Origin of the sequence: Streptomyces albofaciens JCM 4342 (genome assembly GCF_008634025.1) — a bacterium.
Lineage (GTDB): Bacteria > Actinomycetota > Actinomycetes > Streptomycetales > Streptomycetaceae > Streptomyces > Streptomyces albofaciens.
On record NZ_PDCM01000002.1, the window covers coordinates 2783700 to 2798566 of the forward strand.

The window sequence follows — 14867 nt, forward strand, 5'->3', positions numbered from 1 at the left end:
CCACGGGCAGCGATCGGCAGCGGTTGCCCGAATGCGACCCGGCCATCCGGAACCATCTGCTATGCGCCGATGAGGTGACTCCTCACTCGCCCTCAGGCGGAGTGACAGCTACCGCTCGTGCTTCATCGGGACCCTGCTCCAGCAGCACCGCGAAGCCGTCATCGTCCAGCACAGGCACCTTCAACTGCATGGCCTTGTCGTACTTCGAACCAGGATTGTCTCCCACCACCACGAAACCGGTCTTCTTCGATACGGAACCGGTCACCTTCGCTCCGAGACGCTGCAGGGCTTCTTTCGCGCCATCTCTGGTGTGTGACTGAAGTGTGCCCGTTACAACGACGGTGACGCCTTCCAGAGGGCGCGGGCCTTCATCTTCGGCAGATTGCTCTTCCATGCGGACCCCGGCGGCCCGCCACTTCTCCACGATCTCGCGGTGCCAGTCCTCGGCGAACCACTGCTTGAGCGAGGCCGCGATGGTCGCGCCGACGCCCTCGACGGCGGCCAGCTCCTCCTCGCTCGCGTCCCTGATCCGGTCCAGCGAACGGAACTCCATCGCCAGCGCCTGGGCCGCCACCGGACCCACATGACGGATCGACAGGCCCGTCAGGATCCGCGCCAGCGGGCGCTCCTTGGCCGCCTGGATGTTCTCCAGCATCGCCAGGGCGTTCTTCTTCGGCTCGCCCTTCTGGTTGGCGAAGAAGGTGACGACCTTCTCCTCACCGGTCTTGGGGTCGCGCTTGGGCAGGCCGCTGTCCGGGTCCAGCACATGGGACTTGATGGGCAGCAACTGCTCGATGGACAGGTCGAAGAGGTCGCCCTCGTCCTTCAGCGGCGGCTCGGCGGGCTCCAGGGGCTGGCTCAGCGCCGTGGCCGCCACATAGCCGAAGTTCTCGATGTCCAGGGACTTGCGGCCGGCCAGGTAGAACAGGCGCTCGCGGATCTGGGCGGGGCAGGAGCGGGCGTTGGGGCAGCGCAGGTCGACGTCGCCCTCCTTGGCGGGCTGGAGCGCCGTGCCGCACTCGGGGCACTCGGCGGGCATCACGAACTCCCGCTCGCTGCCGTCGCGCAGGTCCACCACCGGGCCCAGGATCTCCGGGATCACGTCGCCCGCCTTGCGCAGCACGACCGTGTCGCCGATGTAGACGCCCTTGGCCTTGACCACGTCCTGGTTGTGCAGCGTGGCGAACTCGACCTCGGAGCCCGCCACCGTGACCGGCTCGACCACGGCGTACGGCGTGACGCGGCCCGTACGGCCGACGCCGACGCGGATGTCCACCAGCTTGGTGTTGACCTCCTCCGGCGGGTACTTCCAGGCGATGGCCCAGCGCGGGGCGCGCGAGGTGGAGCCCAGGCGGCCTTGCAGGGCGATCTCGTCGAGCTTGACCACCGTGCCGTCGATCTCGTGGGCGACGGCCGTGCGCCGGGTCTCCGGGTCGCCGTAGCGCTTGATGAAGTCGCGCACGGCCTCCAGGGAGTCCACGACCTCGTTGTGGTCGGAGGTGGGCAGGCCCCACTCGCGCAGCAGGCCGTACGCGTGCGACTGGCAGTCGATGTCGAAGCCCTCGCGGGCGCCGATGCCGTGGACGACCATGTGGAGCGGGCGGGTGGCCGTGACCTTGGGGTCCTTCTGGCGCAGCGAGCCCGCGGCGGCGTTGCGCGGGTTGGCGAACGGGGGCTTGCCGTCGGCGACCAGCCGCTCGTTCAGTTCGAGGAACTTCTCCATGGGGAAGTAGACCTCGCCGCGGACCTCCACCAGCGCCGGGACGCGGTCGCCCTTGAGGCGGTCCGGGATCTCGGTGATGGTGCGGACGTTGGGCGTGATGTCCTCACCCGTACGGCCGTCGCCGCGGGTGGCGGCGCGGGTGAGCCGGCCGTGCTCGTACGTCAGGTTGACCGCGAGGCCGTCGACCTTCAGCTCGCACAGGAAGTGGTAACCGGCGCTCTTCGGGTCGCCGCCCAGCTCCGTCGCGATCCGCTCGGCCCAGGCCGCCAGCTCCTCGTCGTCGAAGGCGTTGTCCAGCGAGAGCATCCGCTCGCGGTGGGCGACCTCGGTGAACTCGGTCTCGTACTGCCCGGCGACCTTCTGGGTCGGGGAGTCGGGGGTGCGCAGCTCCGGGTGCTTCTCCTCCAGGGCCTCCAGCGACCGCAGCAGCTTGTCGAACTCCGCGTCGCTGATGACGGGGGCGTCCCTGACGTAATAGCGGAAGCGGTGCTCCTCGATCTGCTCGGCCAGATGGGCGTGCTCTTCCCGCGCCTTCGCGGGCACCGCGTGCCCCGCCTGCTGCTCTTCGCCGGCCACCGTTACGTCCTCCCGTGGTCCTTGAGTGCCGTCACTCAGGGTTGTCTGCGAGCGATCTCGCGGCCCGGACGCAGTGGGCGAGGGCCGTACGGGCATATGCGGGCGAAGCGCCCGCCAGTCCGCACGACGGGGTGACCACCACGGACTCGGCGAGAGTCCCCGGCGACAGCCCCAGCCTGCGCCACAGCGTCCTGACACCCATGACGCTACCGGCAGGGTCTGACAATGGGCCGTCCACGCCCGGCACCACGCCCGCCAGCAGTGTCGTGCCGCCCTCGACGGCCTCGCCGATCGCCTCTTCCTCACGCTCGGTGAGCAGCCCGAAATCGAACGAGATGCCGGACACGCCAGCCCGGCGCAGCAGGGCGAAGGGGACGTCCGGCGCGCAGGAGTGGACGATCACCGGTACGTCACCGGCGGCCGTGACCAGATCGCGCAGGGCGCCCTCCACGACGGCGCGGTCCACCGCGCGGTGGGTGCGGTAGCCGCTCGCCGTCTTCACGCTGCCCCGCAGGACGGCGGTCAGGGACGGCTCGTCCAGCTGGAGCACCGGGCGCGCGCCGGGCACCCGGCGCCGTACGTCGGCCAGGTGCGCGCGCAGGCCCTCGGCCAGCGACGCCGTCAGGTCCCGGCAGGCGCCGGGGTCGCCGAGGGCGGCCTCGCCGTTGCGCAGCTCCAGGGCGGCGGCCAGGGTCCAGGGCCCGACCGCGGAGACCTTCAGATCGCCCGCGTAGCCCTGGGTGAACTCCTCCAGCGCGTCGAGGTCCTCGCCCATCCAGGACCGGGCGCGCCGGGTGTCCCGGCCGGGCCGGTCGCTGATCCGCCAGCCGCTCGGCTCCACGTGGGCGTACACCTCGACGAGGAGGCCGGCGGTGCGGCCGATCATGTCCGCGCCGGGCCCCCGGGCGGGCAGCTCCGGCAGGTACGGCAGCGTCTCCAGCGAGCCGGTCACGGTCCTGGCGGCCTCGCGGGCGTCGCCGCCCGGCATCGAGCCGATGCCGGTGGCGGTGCCGGTGCCGGCGTCACCGGCGAGGCGGGCGGGGGTGTTGTTCTCGGTCACCGTCCGAGGGTAAGTGGTCGGGCGGTGCGGCCCACGGCCGCGGGGGCCGGGCGGGCCGGCGGGGTTACCGCCCCGGACGCACCGTCAGGTCGTTGATCTCCGCGTCCCGCGGCAGGTCGAGTGCGGTCAGGATGGTGGTGGCCACCGACTCCGGGTCGATCCACTGCGAGGCGTCGTACTCCCGGCCCTCCTGGCGGAAGACGCTCTCCTGCATGGGGGTGGCGGTGCGGCCCGGGTAGACGGAGGTCACCCGCACGCCGTTGCCGTGCTCCTCGGCCCGCAGCGAGTCGGCCAGCGCCTTCAGGCCGTGCTTGCTGGCGGCGTACGCGCCCCACTGGGCGTTCGCGTTCAGGCCGGCGCCCGAGTTGACGAAGATCACATGGCCCTTGGCGGTCCGCAGCTGCGGGAGGAACTGGCGGGTCAGCTCGGCGGGCGAGAGCAGGTTGGCGGCGAGCGTGCGCTGCCACGCCTTGGGACCGAGGTCGCCGATCGCGCCCAGTTCGACGACGCCCGCGATGTGCATCAGGGAGTCCAGCCGGTCCGGCAGCGGCTGCTTGCCGAAGGCCCAGTCCAGCTTCTCGGGGGCGGCGAGGTCGCCGACCACCGTACGGGCCCCGGGGAACTGCCCGGCCAGCTCCTTGGCGCGGCCGGCGTCGCGCGCCAGCAGCCACAGCTCCTCGCCGCGGTCCGCGAGCCGCCGTGCGACCGCCGCTCCGATGCCCGATCCTGCGCCCGTGATCATGTGCGTACCCATGGGGCCGATCCTAACGACGGGCGGCGGGCCGTCCCCGGCGCGGGGCCCCGGCGCGGGGTGTCAGCCCTGGATGCCCGCCTGCTCCTCCAGGTACGCCAGCGCGCCGGCCCCGTCCTCCGCGAAGAACACCAGCTCCGTGAGCGGCAGCGGGAGGAAGCCCTCGTCCTCCATGCGCTGGAACTGCTCCTTGAGGCCGTCGTAGAAACCGGCGGTGTTCAGGAGCACCACGGGCTTGGTGTGCAGGCCGTGCTTCTTCAGCTCCAGGATCTCGGTGGCCTCGTCCAGCGTGCCGGTGCCGCCGACCATGACGACGATCGCGTCGGCGCGCGCCAGCAGCTCGGCCTTGCGCTCGGCGAGGTCCTTGGTGATCACCATGTCGTCGACCCCGGGCCGCACCTTGTGCGCGAGGAAGTCCACCGAGACGCCGACGAGCCGGCCGCCCGCCGACTCCACGCCGTCGGCCATGACCTTCATCAGGCCGCTGTCCGAGCCGCCCCAGACCAGCGCGTGCCCGCCCTTGCCGATCAGCTCGGCGAACTCCCGGGCGGCGGTGGTGTAGCGGGCGTCGAGGTCGGCGGCGGAGCAGAAGACACAGATGTTCATACCGGTCACTCTACGAGCCGCCACCGACAGCACCCCGGCACCCGGCCCGGGCCGGTCGTCAGATCAGCCCCTGGGCCATCATCGCCTCCGCGACCCGCTCGAACCCCGCGATGTTCGCGCCCGTCACGTAGTCCCCGGGCACCCCGAAGCGCTCCGCCGTCCCGGCGCACGTGTCGTGGATGGTGCGCATGATCGTCGCGAGTTCGCCCTCGGTGCGCTCGAAGGTCCAGGACTCGCGGCCGGAGTTCTGCCGCATCTCCAGCGCGCTGGTGGCCACGCCGCCCGCGTTGGCGGCCTTGCCCGGCCCGAAGGCCACCCCCGCCTCCTGGAAGAGGGCCACCGCCTCGGGCGTGGTGGGCATGTTGGCGCCCTCGGAGACGGCCTTGACGCCGTTGCGCACCAGGACGCGCGCGGCGTCCGCGTCCAGCTCGTTCTGGGTGGCGGACGGCAGCGCCACATCGCACGCCACGTCCCACACCCGCCCGCCCGGCACGTACCGGGCCGACGCGCCGCGCCGGTCGGCGTACTCCTCGATACGGCCCCGCTCGACCTCCTTGACCTGCTTGAGCAGGGCGAGGTCGATGCCCTTCTCGTCGATCACACAGCCGCCGGAGTCCGAGCAGGTCAGCACGTTCGCGCCGAGCGCCTGGGCCTTCTCGATGGTGTAGATCGCGACGTTGCCGGAGCCGGAGACCACGACCTGCTGCCCGTCCAGGTCCTCGCCGCGCCGCCGCAGCATCTCGGCGGTGAACAGCACGTTGCCGTATCCGGTGGCCTCGGTGCGCGCCGTGGAGCCGCCCCAGCCGAGGCCCTTGCCGGTCAGCACCCCGGCCTCCCAGCGGTTGGTGATCCGCCGGTACTGGCCGAAGAGGTAGCCGATCTCCCGGCCGCCGACGCCGATGTCGCCCGCCGGTACGTCGGTGTGCTCGCCCAGGTGCCGGTGCAGCTCCGTCATGAACGACTGGCAGAAGCGCATCACCTCGGAGTCGGAGCGGCCGCGCGGGTCGAAGTCGCTGCCGCCCTTGCCGCCGCCGATGTTCAGGCCGGTGAGCGCGTTCTTGAAGATCTGCTCGAAGCCGAGGAACTTGACGATGCCGAGGTTGACGGACGGGTGGAAGCGCAGCCCGCCCTTGTAGGGCCCGAGCGCGCTGTTGAACTCCACCCGGAAGCCGCGGTTGATGTGGACGGTGCCCGCGTCGTCCTGCCACGGCACGCGGAAGACGATCTGGCGCTCCGGCTCGCAGAGCCGTTCCACGATCTTGGCCTCGGCGTACTCGGGACGGGCCGCCAGCGCCGGGGCGAGGGTGCCCAGCACTTCGAGGGCGGCCTGGTGGAACTCGGGTTCCCCGGGGTTGCGGCGCACCAGTTCGCGGTGCAGCCGCTCCAGTGACACCGCTGTTCCGCGGCCGGCCGCACCGGTTCCGGCGTGAACTGTCGACATGTCTTTCTTCCCTTCGTGGCCGGCGAAGGGCCTCCGGCGGCCCGGACCGCGCGCGAGCGCCGCGGTCCGGCCGGGCGGCCCTCGGGCGTCCCGTCGCTGCCGCCGAGCCTATGGGCAGCCGGGCCGCCGGGGGCCACCGGGGCGGAAGTCGCGATCCGTGAAGTCCTGGGTTTAGGTTGCCGTCATGGTGGAGGGAACGCGTACGCATACGCACAGGAAGAGCACGGGCGGGAACATCGGGGACGAGGGGGCGAATGCCGCGTCAGAGGCCGGTCCGGGAAGCGGCAGCGGCGGGACGGCGGGTGACGGAGCCGGGGCAGCGCCCTCCGGCGGCCTGCGCCGCTCCTCGCTCCTGATGGCCGCGGGCACGGTCGTCTCCCGGGCGACGGGCCTGTTCCGGGGCGTCCTCCAGGCCGCCGCCCTCGGTACGGGGCTGCTGGCCACCACGTACAACACGGCGAACCTCGTCCCGATGAGCCTGTACACGCTGCTGATCGGCGGCGCGCTCAACGCCGTGCTGGTGCCGCAGCTCGTCCGGGCCCGGGCGGAGCACCCGGACGGCGGACGGGCACACGAACAGCGGCTGGTCACCCTCGTGCTGACGGTCCTCGGCATCGGCACCCTGCTCGCGGTGTGGGCGGCGCCCGGGATCGTCAGCCTGTACACGACGGACACGCCGGAGAACCACGCCGCCTACGAACTGACCGTGGTCTTCGCCCGCTTCCTGCTGCCGCAGATCTTCTTCTACGGGGTGTACGGCATCCTGGGGCAAGTCCTCAACGCGCGCGGCAGGTTCGGCGCGATGATGTGGACGCCGGTGCTCAACAACGTCGTCCTGATCGCCATGTTCGGCGCGTACGTGGGCCTGCTGACCGTTCCGGAGACGGTGGCGGAGATCACCGACGCGCAGGTGCGGCTGCTCGGCGTCGGCACCACGATCGGCATCGCCCTCCAGGCGCTCGCGCTGATCCCCTACGCGCGCGAGGCGGGGTTCCGCTTCCGGCCGCGCTTCGACTGGCGCGGCACCGGCCTGCGCAAGAGTGCCGACGCGGCGCGCTGGACGCTGCTGTTCGTGCTGGTCAACCTGGTGTCGATGACGGTCGTCACGCACTACGCGACGGCCGCCGATCAGGAACTGCCCAAGGCCGGCGTCGGCTTCTCCTCGTACACCTACGCCCAGAACATCTGGGGACTGCCGCAGTCCATCGTCACCGTCTCGCTGATCACCGCGCTGCTGCCCCGGATGACCCGCGCGGTCGCCGAACGGCGCCTGGACGACCTGCGGGAGGACCTCTCCCGCGCGCTGCGCGTCAGCGGCGCGGTCATCGTCCCGGCCGCCGTCTTCTTCGTGGCCTTCGGCCCGGAGATGGCGCAGCTGCTGTACGCGCACGGCGCCGCCAGCGCCGAGTCCGCCGTGCCGCTGGGGCAGATGCTCCAGGCCCTCGGGCTGGGCCTGATCCCGTTCTCGGCCCAGTCGCTGCTGCTGCGCGGCTTCTACGCCTTCGAGGACACCCGTACGCCGTTCCTGCTGGCCGTGTGCGTCTCCGGCGTCAACGTCGCGCTCGCCACCGCCTGCCACCTGCTGCTCCCGGCCCGGTGGGCGGTCGTCGGCATGGCCGCCGCGTACGCCGTGGCGTACGCCGTCGGGCTGCTGGCCAGTGCGTATGTGCTGCGCCGCCGGATGGAGGGGCGGCTCGACGGGCGTCGGCTGAGCCGTACGTACGGCAAGCTGACCGGTGCGGCGCTGGCCGCCGGGGCGGTGGGCTGGGCGGCGGCCCACGCCTGTGCCGGTGCCACCGGGGACGCCTTCTGGTCCACGGCGCTCGCCCTCGCCGCCGGTGCCGCGACCATGGCCCTGCTCTTCCTGATGCTGGCCCGCGTCCTGCGGATCACCGAGCTGCGGTCCCTGCCGGGTCTGCGCTGACCTCGGGGGCCGGGGCGTCGGCCGGGGCGAAAGCCGCGGCTCCGGACGCCGCCCCGGTCCCGGCCGCCGCCTGCGCCGCCGCCTCGGTCCGGACCATCTTCTCCATCCTGTCGATGCCGATCACCCCACTGGCCACGATGGCGAGGGCGATCGCCGCCATCAGCATCACCGTGCCCAGCCACACCATCGTGTCCACCGGCAGCGTGAACGCGCCGATCACCCGGGCCACGCACTCGCCCAGCAGGGCCGCGCCCCACACCGCCGAGTGCCGCCGCTGCACCCGCCGGAACCACGCCGACTCCGCCGTCAGCCGGTCCCACGCGGCGCTCCGGGCCGCGTCCCCCTTGGTGATCCACGGCTTGAGCACCGGCGCCATCAGCGGCCGCCCGATCAGCGCGGACACCAGCACCGCCAGGCCGAAGGTGCTGCTCACGGCGCTGTCCTTGGCCATCATCAGCCGCTCGTCACCGGCCAGCAGGCTGAGCAGCAGACCGATGACGTTCGTCGCCGTCATCAGCGTGGCCACCGCGTTGAAGCGGCGCTCCCTGGCCAGGCTCCACAGCGAGCGGGCGGCCGGCAGCGCGCTGCTCCAGGCCAGCGCGGCGAGGGTGCTGAGGCCGAAGACGCCGGTGAGGAGGTAGTACGACGCGATCGGGACGCCGGCGTCCAGCAGCAGCGCCCGCGGGCCCTCCAGCTTCGGGCCGGGGGCGGTGGCCGTACCGGTGCCGGTGGCCGCTTCCGTACCGTGCGGGGCCTGGCTGTTCATGGGTCCTCCGAGTCGCTGTCCACGCCGTCCGTCCTTGACGACGGACTCAGCTTCGCCCGGGCACCCCGCGCCGCGGCAGTACCGCCTGTACCGGCTTCGCCATGACATTTGTCAGCGCCCGGCCGACCGGCAAGGCGCTTGCCCTGGAGGGCACTCCAGCTCCTAGCGTCTGATCCACGACCCGAGTGATCCACGCCCCGAGCGAAAGGGAACCCTTCGTGCGTTACACACTGTTCGGCAGGACCGGTCTGCGGGTGAGCGAGCTGAGCCTCGGCGCCATGACCATCGGCTCCGACTGGGGCTGGGGGGCCTCGAAGGACACCAGCGCGCGGATCGTCGACGCCTACGAGGACGCGGGCGGCAACTTCCTCGACACCGCCAACAACTACACCGACGGCAGTGCGGAGACGATCCTCGGCGAGCTGCTCGAAGGCCGCCGGGACCGCTACGTACTGGCCAGCAAGTACACCTGCGCCACCCGCCAGGGCGATCCGAACGCGGCGGGCAACCACCGCAAGAACCTGGTGCAGTCGGTGGAGCAGAGCCTGGCCCGGCTGCGCACCGACCGCCTCGACGTCCTGTGGGTGCACGCGCGGGACAACTTCACCCCGGTCGAGGAGGTGATGCGCGCGCTGGACGACGTCGTACGGTCGGGCAAGGTGCTCTACGTCGGCGTGTCCGACTGGCCGGCCTGGGAGATCGCGCAGGCCAACACCCTCGCCGAGCTGCGCGGCTGGACCGCGTTCGCCGGCTCGCAGCTGCGCTACAACCTGCTGGAGCGCACGCCGGAGCGGGAGCTGCTCCCCCAGGCGCGCGCCTTCGACCTGGCCGTACTGGCCTGGGCCCCGCTGGCGGCCGGCAAGCTCACCGGCAAGTACCGGCGCGGCGAGCGGGGCCGGCTGGACGTGACCGGCGAGGACGGCCGCGCTTCGGAGCAGGAGGAGGCGACGATCACGGCGGTGCTGGAGGTCGCCGAGCAGGGCGGCTGGAGCCCGGCGCAGGTGGCGCTCGCCTGGCTGCGGCAGCGCCCCGGCAACATCGTCCCGATCATCGCCGCCACCAAGGAGAGCCAGCTCGCCGACAACCTCGCGAGCGTGGACGTGGAGCTGGACGCCGACGCGCTGCGGCGGCTCGACGAGGTGAGCGCCGTACCGCTGGGCTTCCCGCACGACTTCCTGGCGGAGCCCGCGATCACGCGGAACGTCTACGGCGACCGCTGGGAGGCCGTGCGGGACCGGCGGACGACCTACCGCCGGTCGGCGCACGGCGTGCTCTAGGGCGGGCCCTCAGCCCGTGCCGCGCCCGCCGGTCACGCCACCGCGCGGGCGCGGTCCGTCGTCGCGATCGTCGCCGAGCCCACCACCCGGGTGCCGTCGTACAGCACGATGGCCTGGCCGGGGGCGACGCCGCGGACCGGCTCGGCGAAGGTGACGCGCAGCTCGCCCTCGACGAGGTCGGCGGTGACCTCCGTCTCGCCGCCGTGGGCGCGCAGCTGGGCGGTGTAGGTGCCGGGGCCGGTGGGCGCGGCGCCGCACCAGCGCGGGCGTACGGCGGTCAGCGCGGTGACGTCCAGGGACTCGGCCGGGCCCACGGTGACGGTGTTGTCGACCGGGGAGATGTCCAGGACGTAGCGCGGCTTGCCGTCCGGGGCCGGGGTGCCGATGCGCAGGCCCTTGCGCTGGCCGATGGTGAAGCCGTAGGCGCCCTCGTGGGTGCCGACCTTGGTGCCGGACTCGTCGACGATGTCGCCCTCGGCGCGGCCGAGCCGCTTGGCGAGGAAGGCCTGGGTGTCACCGTCGGCGATGAAGCAGATGTCGTGGCTGTCCGGCTTCTTGGCGACGAACAGGCCGCGCCGGGCGGCCTCCTCGCGGATCTCCGCCTTGGTGGTGAGGGTGTCGCCGAGGGGGAACATGGCGTGCGCGAGCTGCTGGTCGTCCAGCACGCCGAGGACGTACGACTGGTCCTTGGCCATGTCGGAGGCGCGGTGCAGTTCACGGCCGCCGTCGGGGCGCTCCACGATCGTCGCGTAGTGGCCGGTGCAGACCGCGTCGAAGCCGAGGGCGAGCGCCTTGTCCAGCAGCGCGGCGAACTTGATCTTCTCGTTGCAGCGCAGGCAGGGGTTGGGCGTGCGGCCCGCCTCGTACTCCGCGAAGAAGTCCTCGACGACGTCCTCGCGGAAGCGCTCGGCGAGGTCCCAGACGTAGAACGGGATGCCGATCACGTCGGCGGCGCGGCGCGCGTCGTGCGAGTCCTCGATCGTGCAGCAGCCGCGGGCGCCGGTGCGGAAGGACTTCGGGTTCTCGGAGAGCGCGAGGTGCACACCGGTCACGTCGTGGCCCGCCTCGGCGGCGCGGGCGGCGGCGACGGCGGAGTCGACACCGCCGGACATGGCGGCGAGCACGCGGAGGCGGCGGGGAGCGTCAGTCGTCATAACCACTCCAGGGTAGACGGAACCAGTGACGGGCCCCCAAGCGTTGTGCAGCGCATGGGAGACGCGGGGGAGGCCGGCCGGACCGGCAGGGGTGACGGCCAGGGGTTCAGCAGACGCGCCCTGCTGCTCGGCGGCGCCGGTACGGCCCTGGCCGGCGGCGCCGTGTACGCGCTGCACGGCGAGGTGGCGCGCTGGTGGTGGCAGCTGCCGGGCCGCAAGAAGCCCCGGACGGACGGCGCGGTGGACCACACCTCCGCGCGCTGGGTCCCGGCCGCCCCGGCGAACTGGCGCCAGGCCGACCGTCCCGACGACTACGTGATCGACCGGGTCGTCGTGCACGTCGTCCAGGGCGGCTACACGGACGCCCTGCGCGTCTTCCAGAGCCCGACGCACGGCGCCGCCGCGCATTACGTGGTGCGCAAGGACGGCGCGGTGGCGCAGACGGTCCGGGAGCTGGACGTGGCGTACCACGCGGGCAACCGCGCGTACAACGAGCGCAGCGTCGGCATCGAGCACGAGGGCTTCGTGGACCGCCCGGCGTCCTTCACGCCTGCCATGTACGCATCATCGGCGCGGCTGACCGCCGGGATCTGCCGCCGCTACGGCTTCCCCGCCGACCGGCAGCACATCGTGGGCCATGTGGAGGTACCGGGCACCGATCACACCGATCCCGGGCCACACTGGAACTGGCGGCTGTACATGGACCTGGTGCGCGCCGAAATGCGCCGCCCGTCCCCGGCGCCGGGGACGTGACGGGAGCGCGCCCGGGCGCCGCCGCGCCCCACAGGGAACGGACCTCTCATGTGGAACGGACCTCTCATGGCGTACGGCAGGGCCCCGGCCGCCGGGCGCACGGGCGACGGCCCGGGACCCGGCCCCGGCCTCGCCGAGGACCGCGTCTTCGGCCGGGTCGCCCTGGACCTGGACGCGGCGGCGGGGCTGCTGACGGTGCACGGCGAGCGGGTGCCCACCGCCGTGCTGCGCCGGGCCCCGGACGCCGTCCCGGCCGGGTCCGTACCGATCGGCACCCGCGACGCCGCCGCTCTCCGGCTGACCGTCGACGGCCACCCCGGGCACATCACCCCCGGCAAAGGGCGGCCGGCCCGGCGCTCCCACCGGGTGGACGTGATCTACGGCGGCGTCCTCTACCGGCTGCTGCCGGACTCGCCGGGCGGCAGCCGCCTGGTCAAGGACGGCCGCCGGATCGCGGACTTCTCCTCGGACGGCGGCGGGCACGTATGGGCCGACTGGCACCCGGACGTGGCACCGCCGCTGCGCGAGGACGCCGCGGTCGGGTACGCCCTCGCCGCGGCCTTCGGCACCGGCGCCGAGCCGTCCTGGCGGCTGCTCGTCCGGGCCGTGGCCGGTCTGGTCCGGTGAGCGGGGACGCGCCTCAGCTCAGGCCCGCGCTCCGCGCCCGTTCCACCACCGGCCCGATCGCCTCCGCCACGGCCGCCACGTCCGCCTCCGTGGAGGTGTGGCCGAGCGAGAACCGCAGCGTGCCGCGGGCCAGGTCCGCGTCCATGCCCGCGGCGAGCAGGACGTGGCTGGGCTGGGCGACACCCGCCGTGCAGGCGGAGCCGGTGGAGCAGGCGATGCCCTGCGCGTCCAGGAGGAGCAGCAGGGAGTCGCCCTCGCAGCCGGGGAAGGAGAAGTGCGCGTTGGCGGGCAGCCGGCCCGCCGGGTCGGGGTCGCCGCCGAGGACGGCGTCCGGGGCGGCGGCCCGTACGGCCTTGACGAGGTCGTCGCGCAGCGCGCCGATGTCGCGGGCGAACTCCTCGCGGTGCGCGACGGCGTGCCGCGCGGCGGCGGCGAACGCGGCGATGCCGGGGGTGTCCAGCGTGCCGGAGCGCACCTGCCGCTCCTGACCGCCGCCGTGCAGGACGGGGACGGGCGCGTACTCCCGGCGCAGCAGCAGCGCGCCGACGCCGTACGGTCCGCCGATCTTGTGCGCGGAGACGGTCATCGCGGCCAGGCCGGAGGCCGCGAAGTCGACGTCCAGCTGTCCGAACGCCTGGACCGCGTCGGCGTGCAGCGGAATGCCGAACTCCGCCGCCACGTCGGCCAGTTCCCGGACCGGCATGATCGTGCCGATCTCGTTGTTGGCCCACATCACGGTGGCCAGGGCGACATCGCCGGGGTCGCGGGCGACGGCTTCGCGCAGCGCGTCGGCGTGCACCCGCCCGTACGCGTCGACGGGCAGCCATTCGACGCGCGCGCCCTCGTGCTCGGCGAGCCACTCCACCGCGTCCAGGACGGCGTGGTGTTCGACGGGGCTGGCGAGGACGCGGGTGCGGGCCGGGTCGGCGTCCCGGCGGGCCCAGTACAGGCCCTTGACCGCGAGGTTGTCGGCTTCGGTGCCGCCCGCGGTGAAGACCACCTCACTGGGGCGCGCGCCGAGCGCGGAGGCGAGGGATTCCCGCGCCTCCTCGACGGTGCGCCGGGCCCGCCGGCCCGCGGCGTGCAAGGAGGACGCGTTGCCGGTGACGGTCAGCTGGGCGGTCATCGCCTGCACCGCCTCCGGAAGCATCGGGGTGGTGGCGGCGTGGTCGAGGTAAACCATGGTGCGCACGATTCTACGAGCAGGCGCGGGGGCGCATGCCGAGCGCGTGGGGGCTCGGCCGCACGCCGGGGGCCGCGCCCGCGCGTCCGGGGCCATCGGGCGGACCGGCACGGTTCCGCGAAACCCCTCGACACCCCTGTAAGGAGTGTCTAGCCTTACGGTCATGACACAGCACTGGCGACTGGACCGTACGTACCGCAGCACCGCCGGCGCCGTGCGCTGGACCGCGTTCGGGGAGGACGGCGCGCCGCCCCTGGTCCTGCTGCACGGGACCCCGTTCTCCTCCTACGTCTGGCGGGATGTCGCGCGGGCGCTGGCCGGGAGGTTCCAGGTCTACGTCTGGGACATGCCGGGCTACGGCGACTCCGAGATGGCCACCGGGCAGGACGTCTCCCTCGCCCGGCAGGCCGAGGTCCTCACCGAACTGTTCGCGCACTGGGGCCTGGACACCCGCGAACCCGCCGTGGTCGCACACGACTTCGGCGGCTACGTGGCGCTGCGCGCCCACCTCGTCCACGGCGCGCGCTACCGGCGCCTGGCCCTGCTCGACGCGGTCGCCCTCACCGGCTGGGGCTCCCCCACGTACCGTCTGCTCGGCAGTCACCCGGACGTGTTCGGCCGGCTTCCGGCAGGGCTGCACCGGGCCCTGGTGACCGAGTACATCGGCTCCGGCAGCCACCGCGGACTGCACCCGGCCACCCTGGAACGGCTCGTCGCACCGTGGTGCACCGAGCAGGGGCAGGCCGCCTTCTACCGGCAGATCGAGCAGAACCCGCTCGACCTCACCGAGGACCTCGACGGACGGCTGGGCGAACTCGCCGTACCGACGCTGGTGTGCTGGGGAGCGGAGGACACCTGGCTGCCCGTCGCCTGGGCGCACAAGCTGGCGGCGGCCGTCCCGGGCGCCCGTCTGCGCCTGTTCGAGGGGGCCGGGCACCTCGTGCAGGAGGACGCGCCGGCCGAACTGGCGGGGGTGCTCGCCGCGTTCGCGGGGGCGGACGGGAGCGGACCGGCGTAACGCGCCTC

General features: G+C 73.1%; 13 protein-coding genes. 5 read left to right on the forward strand and 8 right to left on the reverse strand.

The window, feature by feature from the left end:
* Positions 1-82: 82 nt before the first annotated feature.
* The 5 genes from ligA to gdhA form a co-directional block, all read right to left on the reverse strand.
* The gene (ligA, locus tag CP973_RS32030; RefSeq protein WP_150247319.1) at positions 83-2299 is read right to left on the reverse strand and encodes an NAD-dependent DNA ligase LigA; all 2217 of its coding nucleotides are present in this window, start codon (positions 2297-2299) and stop codon (positions 83-85) included.
* A 31-nt stretch (positions 2300-2330) separates the two neighbouring features.
* Entirely contained in the window at positions 2331-3359 is a 1029-nt protein-coding gene (locus CP973_RS32035; RefSeq protein ID WP_150247320.1) for a methionine synthase, read from the reverse strand.
* A 64-nt stretch (positions 3360-3423) separates the two neighbouring features.
* Complete coding sequence (locus CP973_RS32040) at positions 3424-4113, reverse strand: SDR family oxidoreductase (RefSeq protein ID WP_150247321.1); 690 nt, start codon at positions 4111-4113, stop codon at positions 3424-3426.
* Between the two features lie 60 nt (positions 4114-4173).
* A complete protein-coding gene (locus CP973_RS32045; RefSeq protein WP_150247322.1) occupies positions 4174-4716 on the reverse strand; it encodes an LOG family protein in 543 nt (180 codons plus the stop codon).
* Positions 4717-4774: 58 nt separating this feature from the next.
* Positions 4775-6157: an NADP-specific glutamate dehydrogenase gene (gene gdhA / locus CP973_RS32050; protein WP_150247323.1), complete on the reverse strand. Its 1383-nt coding sequence runs from the start codon at positions 6155-6157 to the stop codon at positions 4775-4777.
* A 184-nt stretch (positions 6158-6341) separates the two neighbouring features.
* Here gdhA and murJ point away from each other — a divergent pair, with 184 nt between their 5' ends.
* Entirely contained in the window at positions 6342-8081 is a 1740-nt protein-coding gene (gene murJ / locus CP973_RS32055; protein WP_150247324.1) for a murein biosynthesis integral membrane protein MurJ, read from the forward strand.
* Here the strand turns inward: murJ and CP973_RS32060 are convergent.
* On the reverse strand, positions 8047-8847 hold the full coding sequence (locus tag CP973_RS32060) for a VC0807 family protein (RefSeq protein WP_150247325.1): 801 nt from the start codon (positions 8845-8847) through the stop codon (positions 8047-8049). The genes murJ and CP973_RS32060 overlap by 35 nt on opposite strands.
* A gap of 218 nt (positions 8848-9065) precedes the next feature.
* On the opposite strand from CP973_RS32060, the gene CP973_RS32065 reads away from it, so the two are divergent.
* On the forward strand, positions 9066-10124 hold the full coding sequence (locus CP973_RS32065) for an aldo/keto reductase (RefSeq protein WP_150247326.1): 1059 nt from the start codon (positions 9066-9068) through the stop codon (positions 10122-10124).
* 32 nt (positions 10125-10156) lie between these two features.
* Here the strand turns inward: CP973_RS32065 and mnmA are convergent, their stop codons facing one another.
* Entirely contained in the window at positions 10157-11278 is a 1122-nt protein-coding gene (mnmA, locus tag CP973_RS32070) for a tRNA 2-thiouridine(34) synthase MnmA (protein WP_150247327.1), read from the reverse strand.
* Between the two features lie 54 nt (positions 11279-11332).
* Here mnmA and CP973_RS32075 point away from each other — a divergent pair, with 54 nt between their 5' ends.
* A complete protein-coding gene (locus CP973_RS32075) occupies positions 11333-12031 on the forward strand; it encodes an N-acetylmuramoyl-L-alanine amidase (RefSeq protein ID WP_150247328.1) in 699 nt (232 codons plus the stop codon).
* Between the two features lie 66 nt (positions 12032-12097).
* Positions 12098-12658 (forward strand): hypothetical protein, encoded by a 561-nt coding sequence (locus CP973_RS32080; RefSeq protein WP_244410147.1) that lies wholly within the window; start codon positions 12098-12100, stop codon positions 12656-12658.
* Between the two features lie 13 nt (positions 12659-12671).
* Here the strand turns inward: CP973_RS32080 and CP973_RS32085 are convergent, their stop codons facing one another.
* Positions 12672-13841: a cysteine desulfurase family protein gene (locus CP973_RS32085; protein ID WP_150247329.1), complete on the reverse strand. Its 1170-nt coding sequence runs from the start codon at positions 13839-13841 to the stop codon at positions 12672-12674.
* A gap of 163 nt (positions 13842-14004) precedes the next feature.
* Here CP973_RS32085 and CP973_RS32090 point away from each other — a divergent pair, with 163 nt between their 5' ends.
* Positions 14005-14859: an alpha/beta fold hydrolase gene (locus CP973_RS32090; protein ID WP_150247330.1), complete on the forward strand. Its 855-nt coding sequence runs from the start codon at positions 14005-14007 to the stop codon at positions 14857-14859.
* Positions 14860-14867 lie beyond the last annotated feature (8 nt).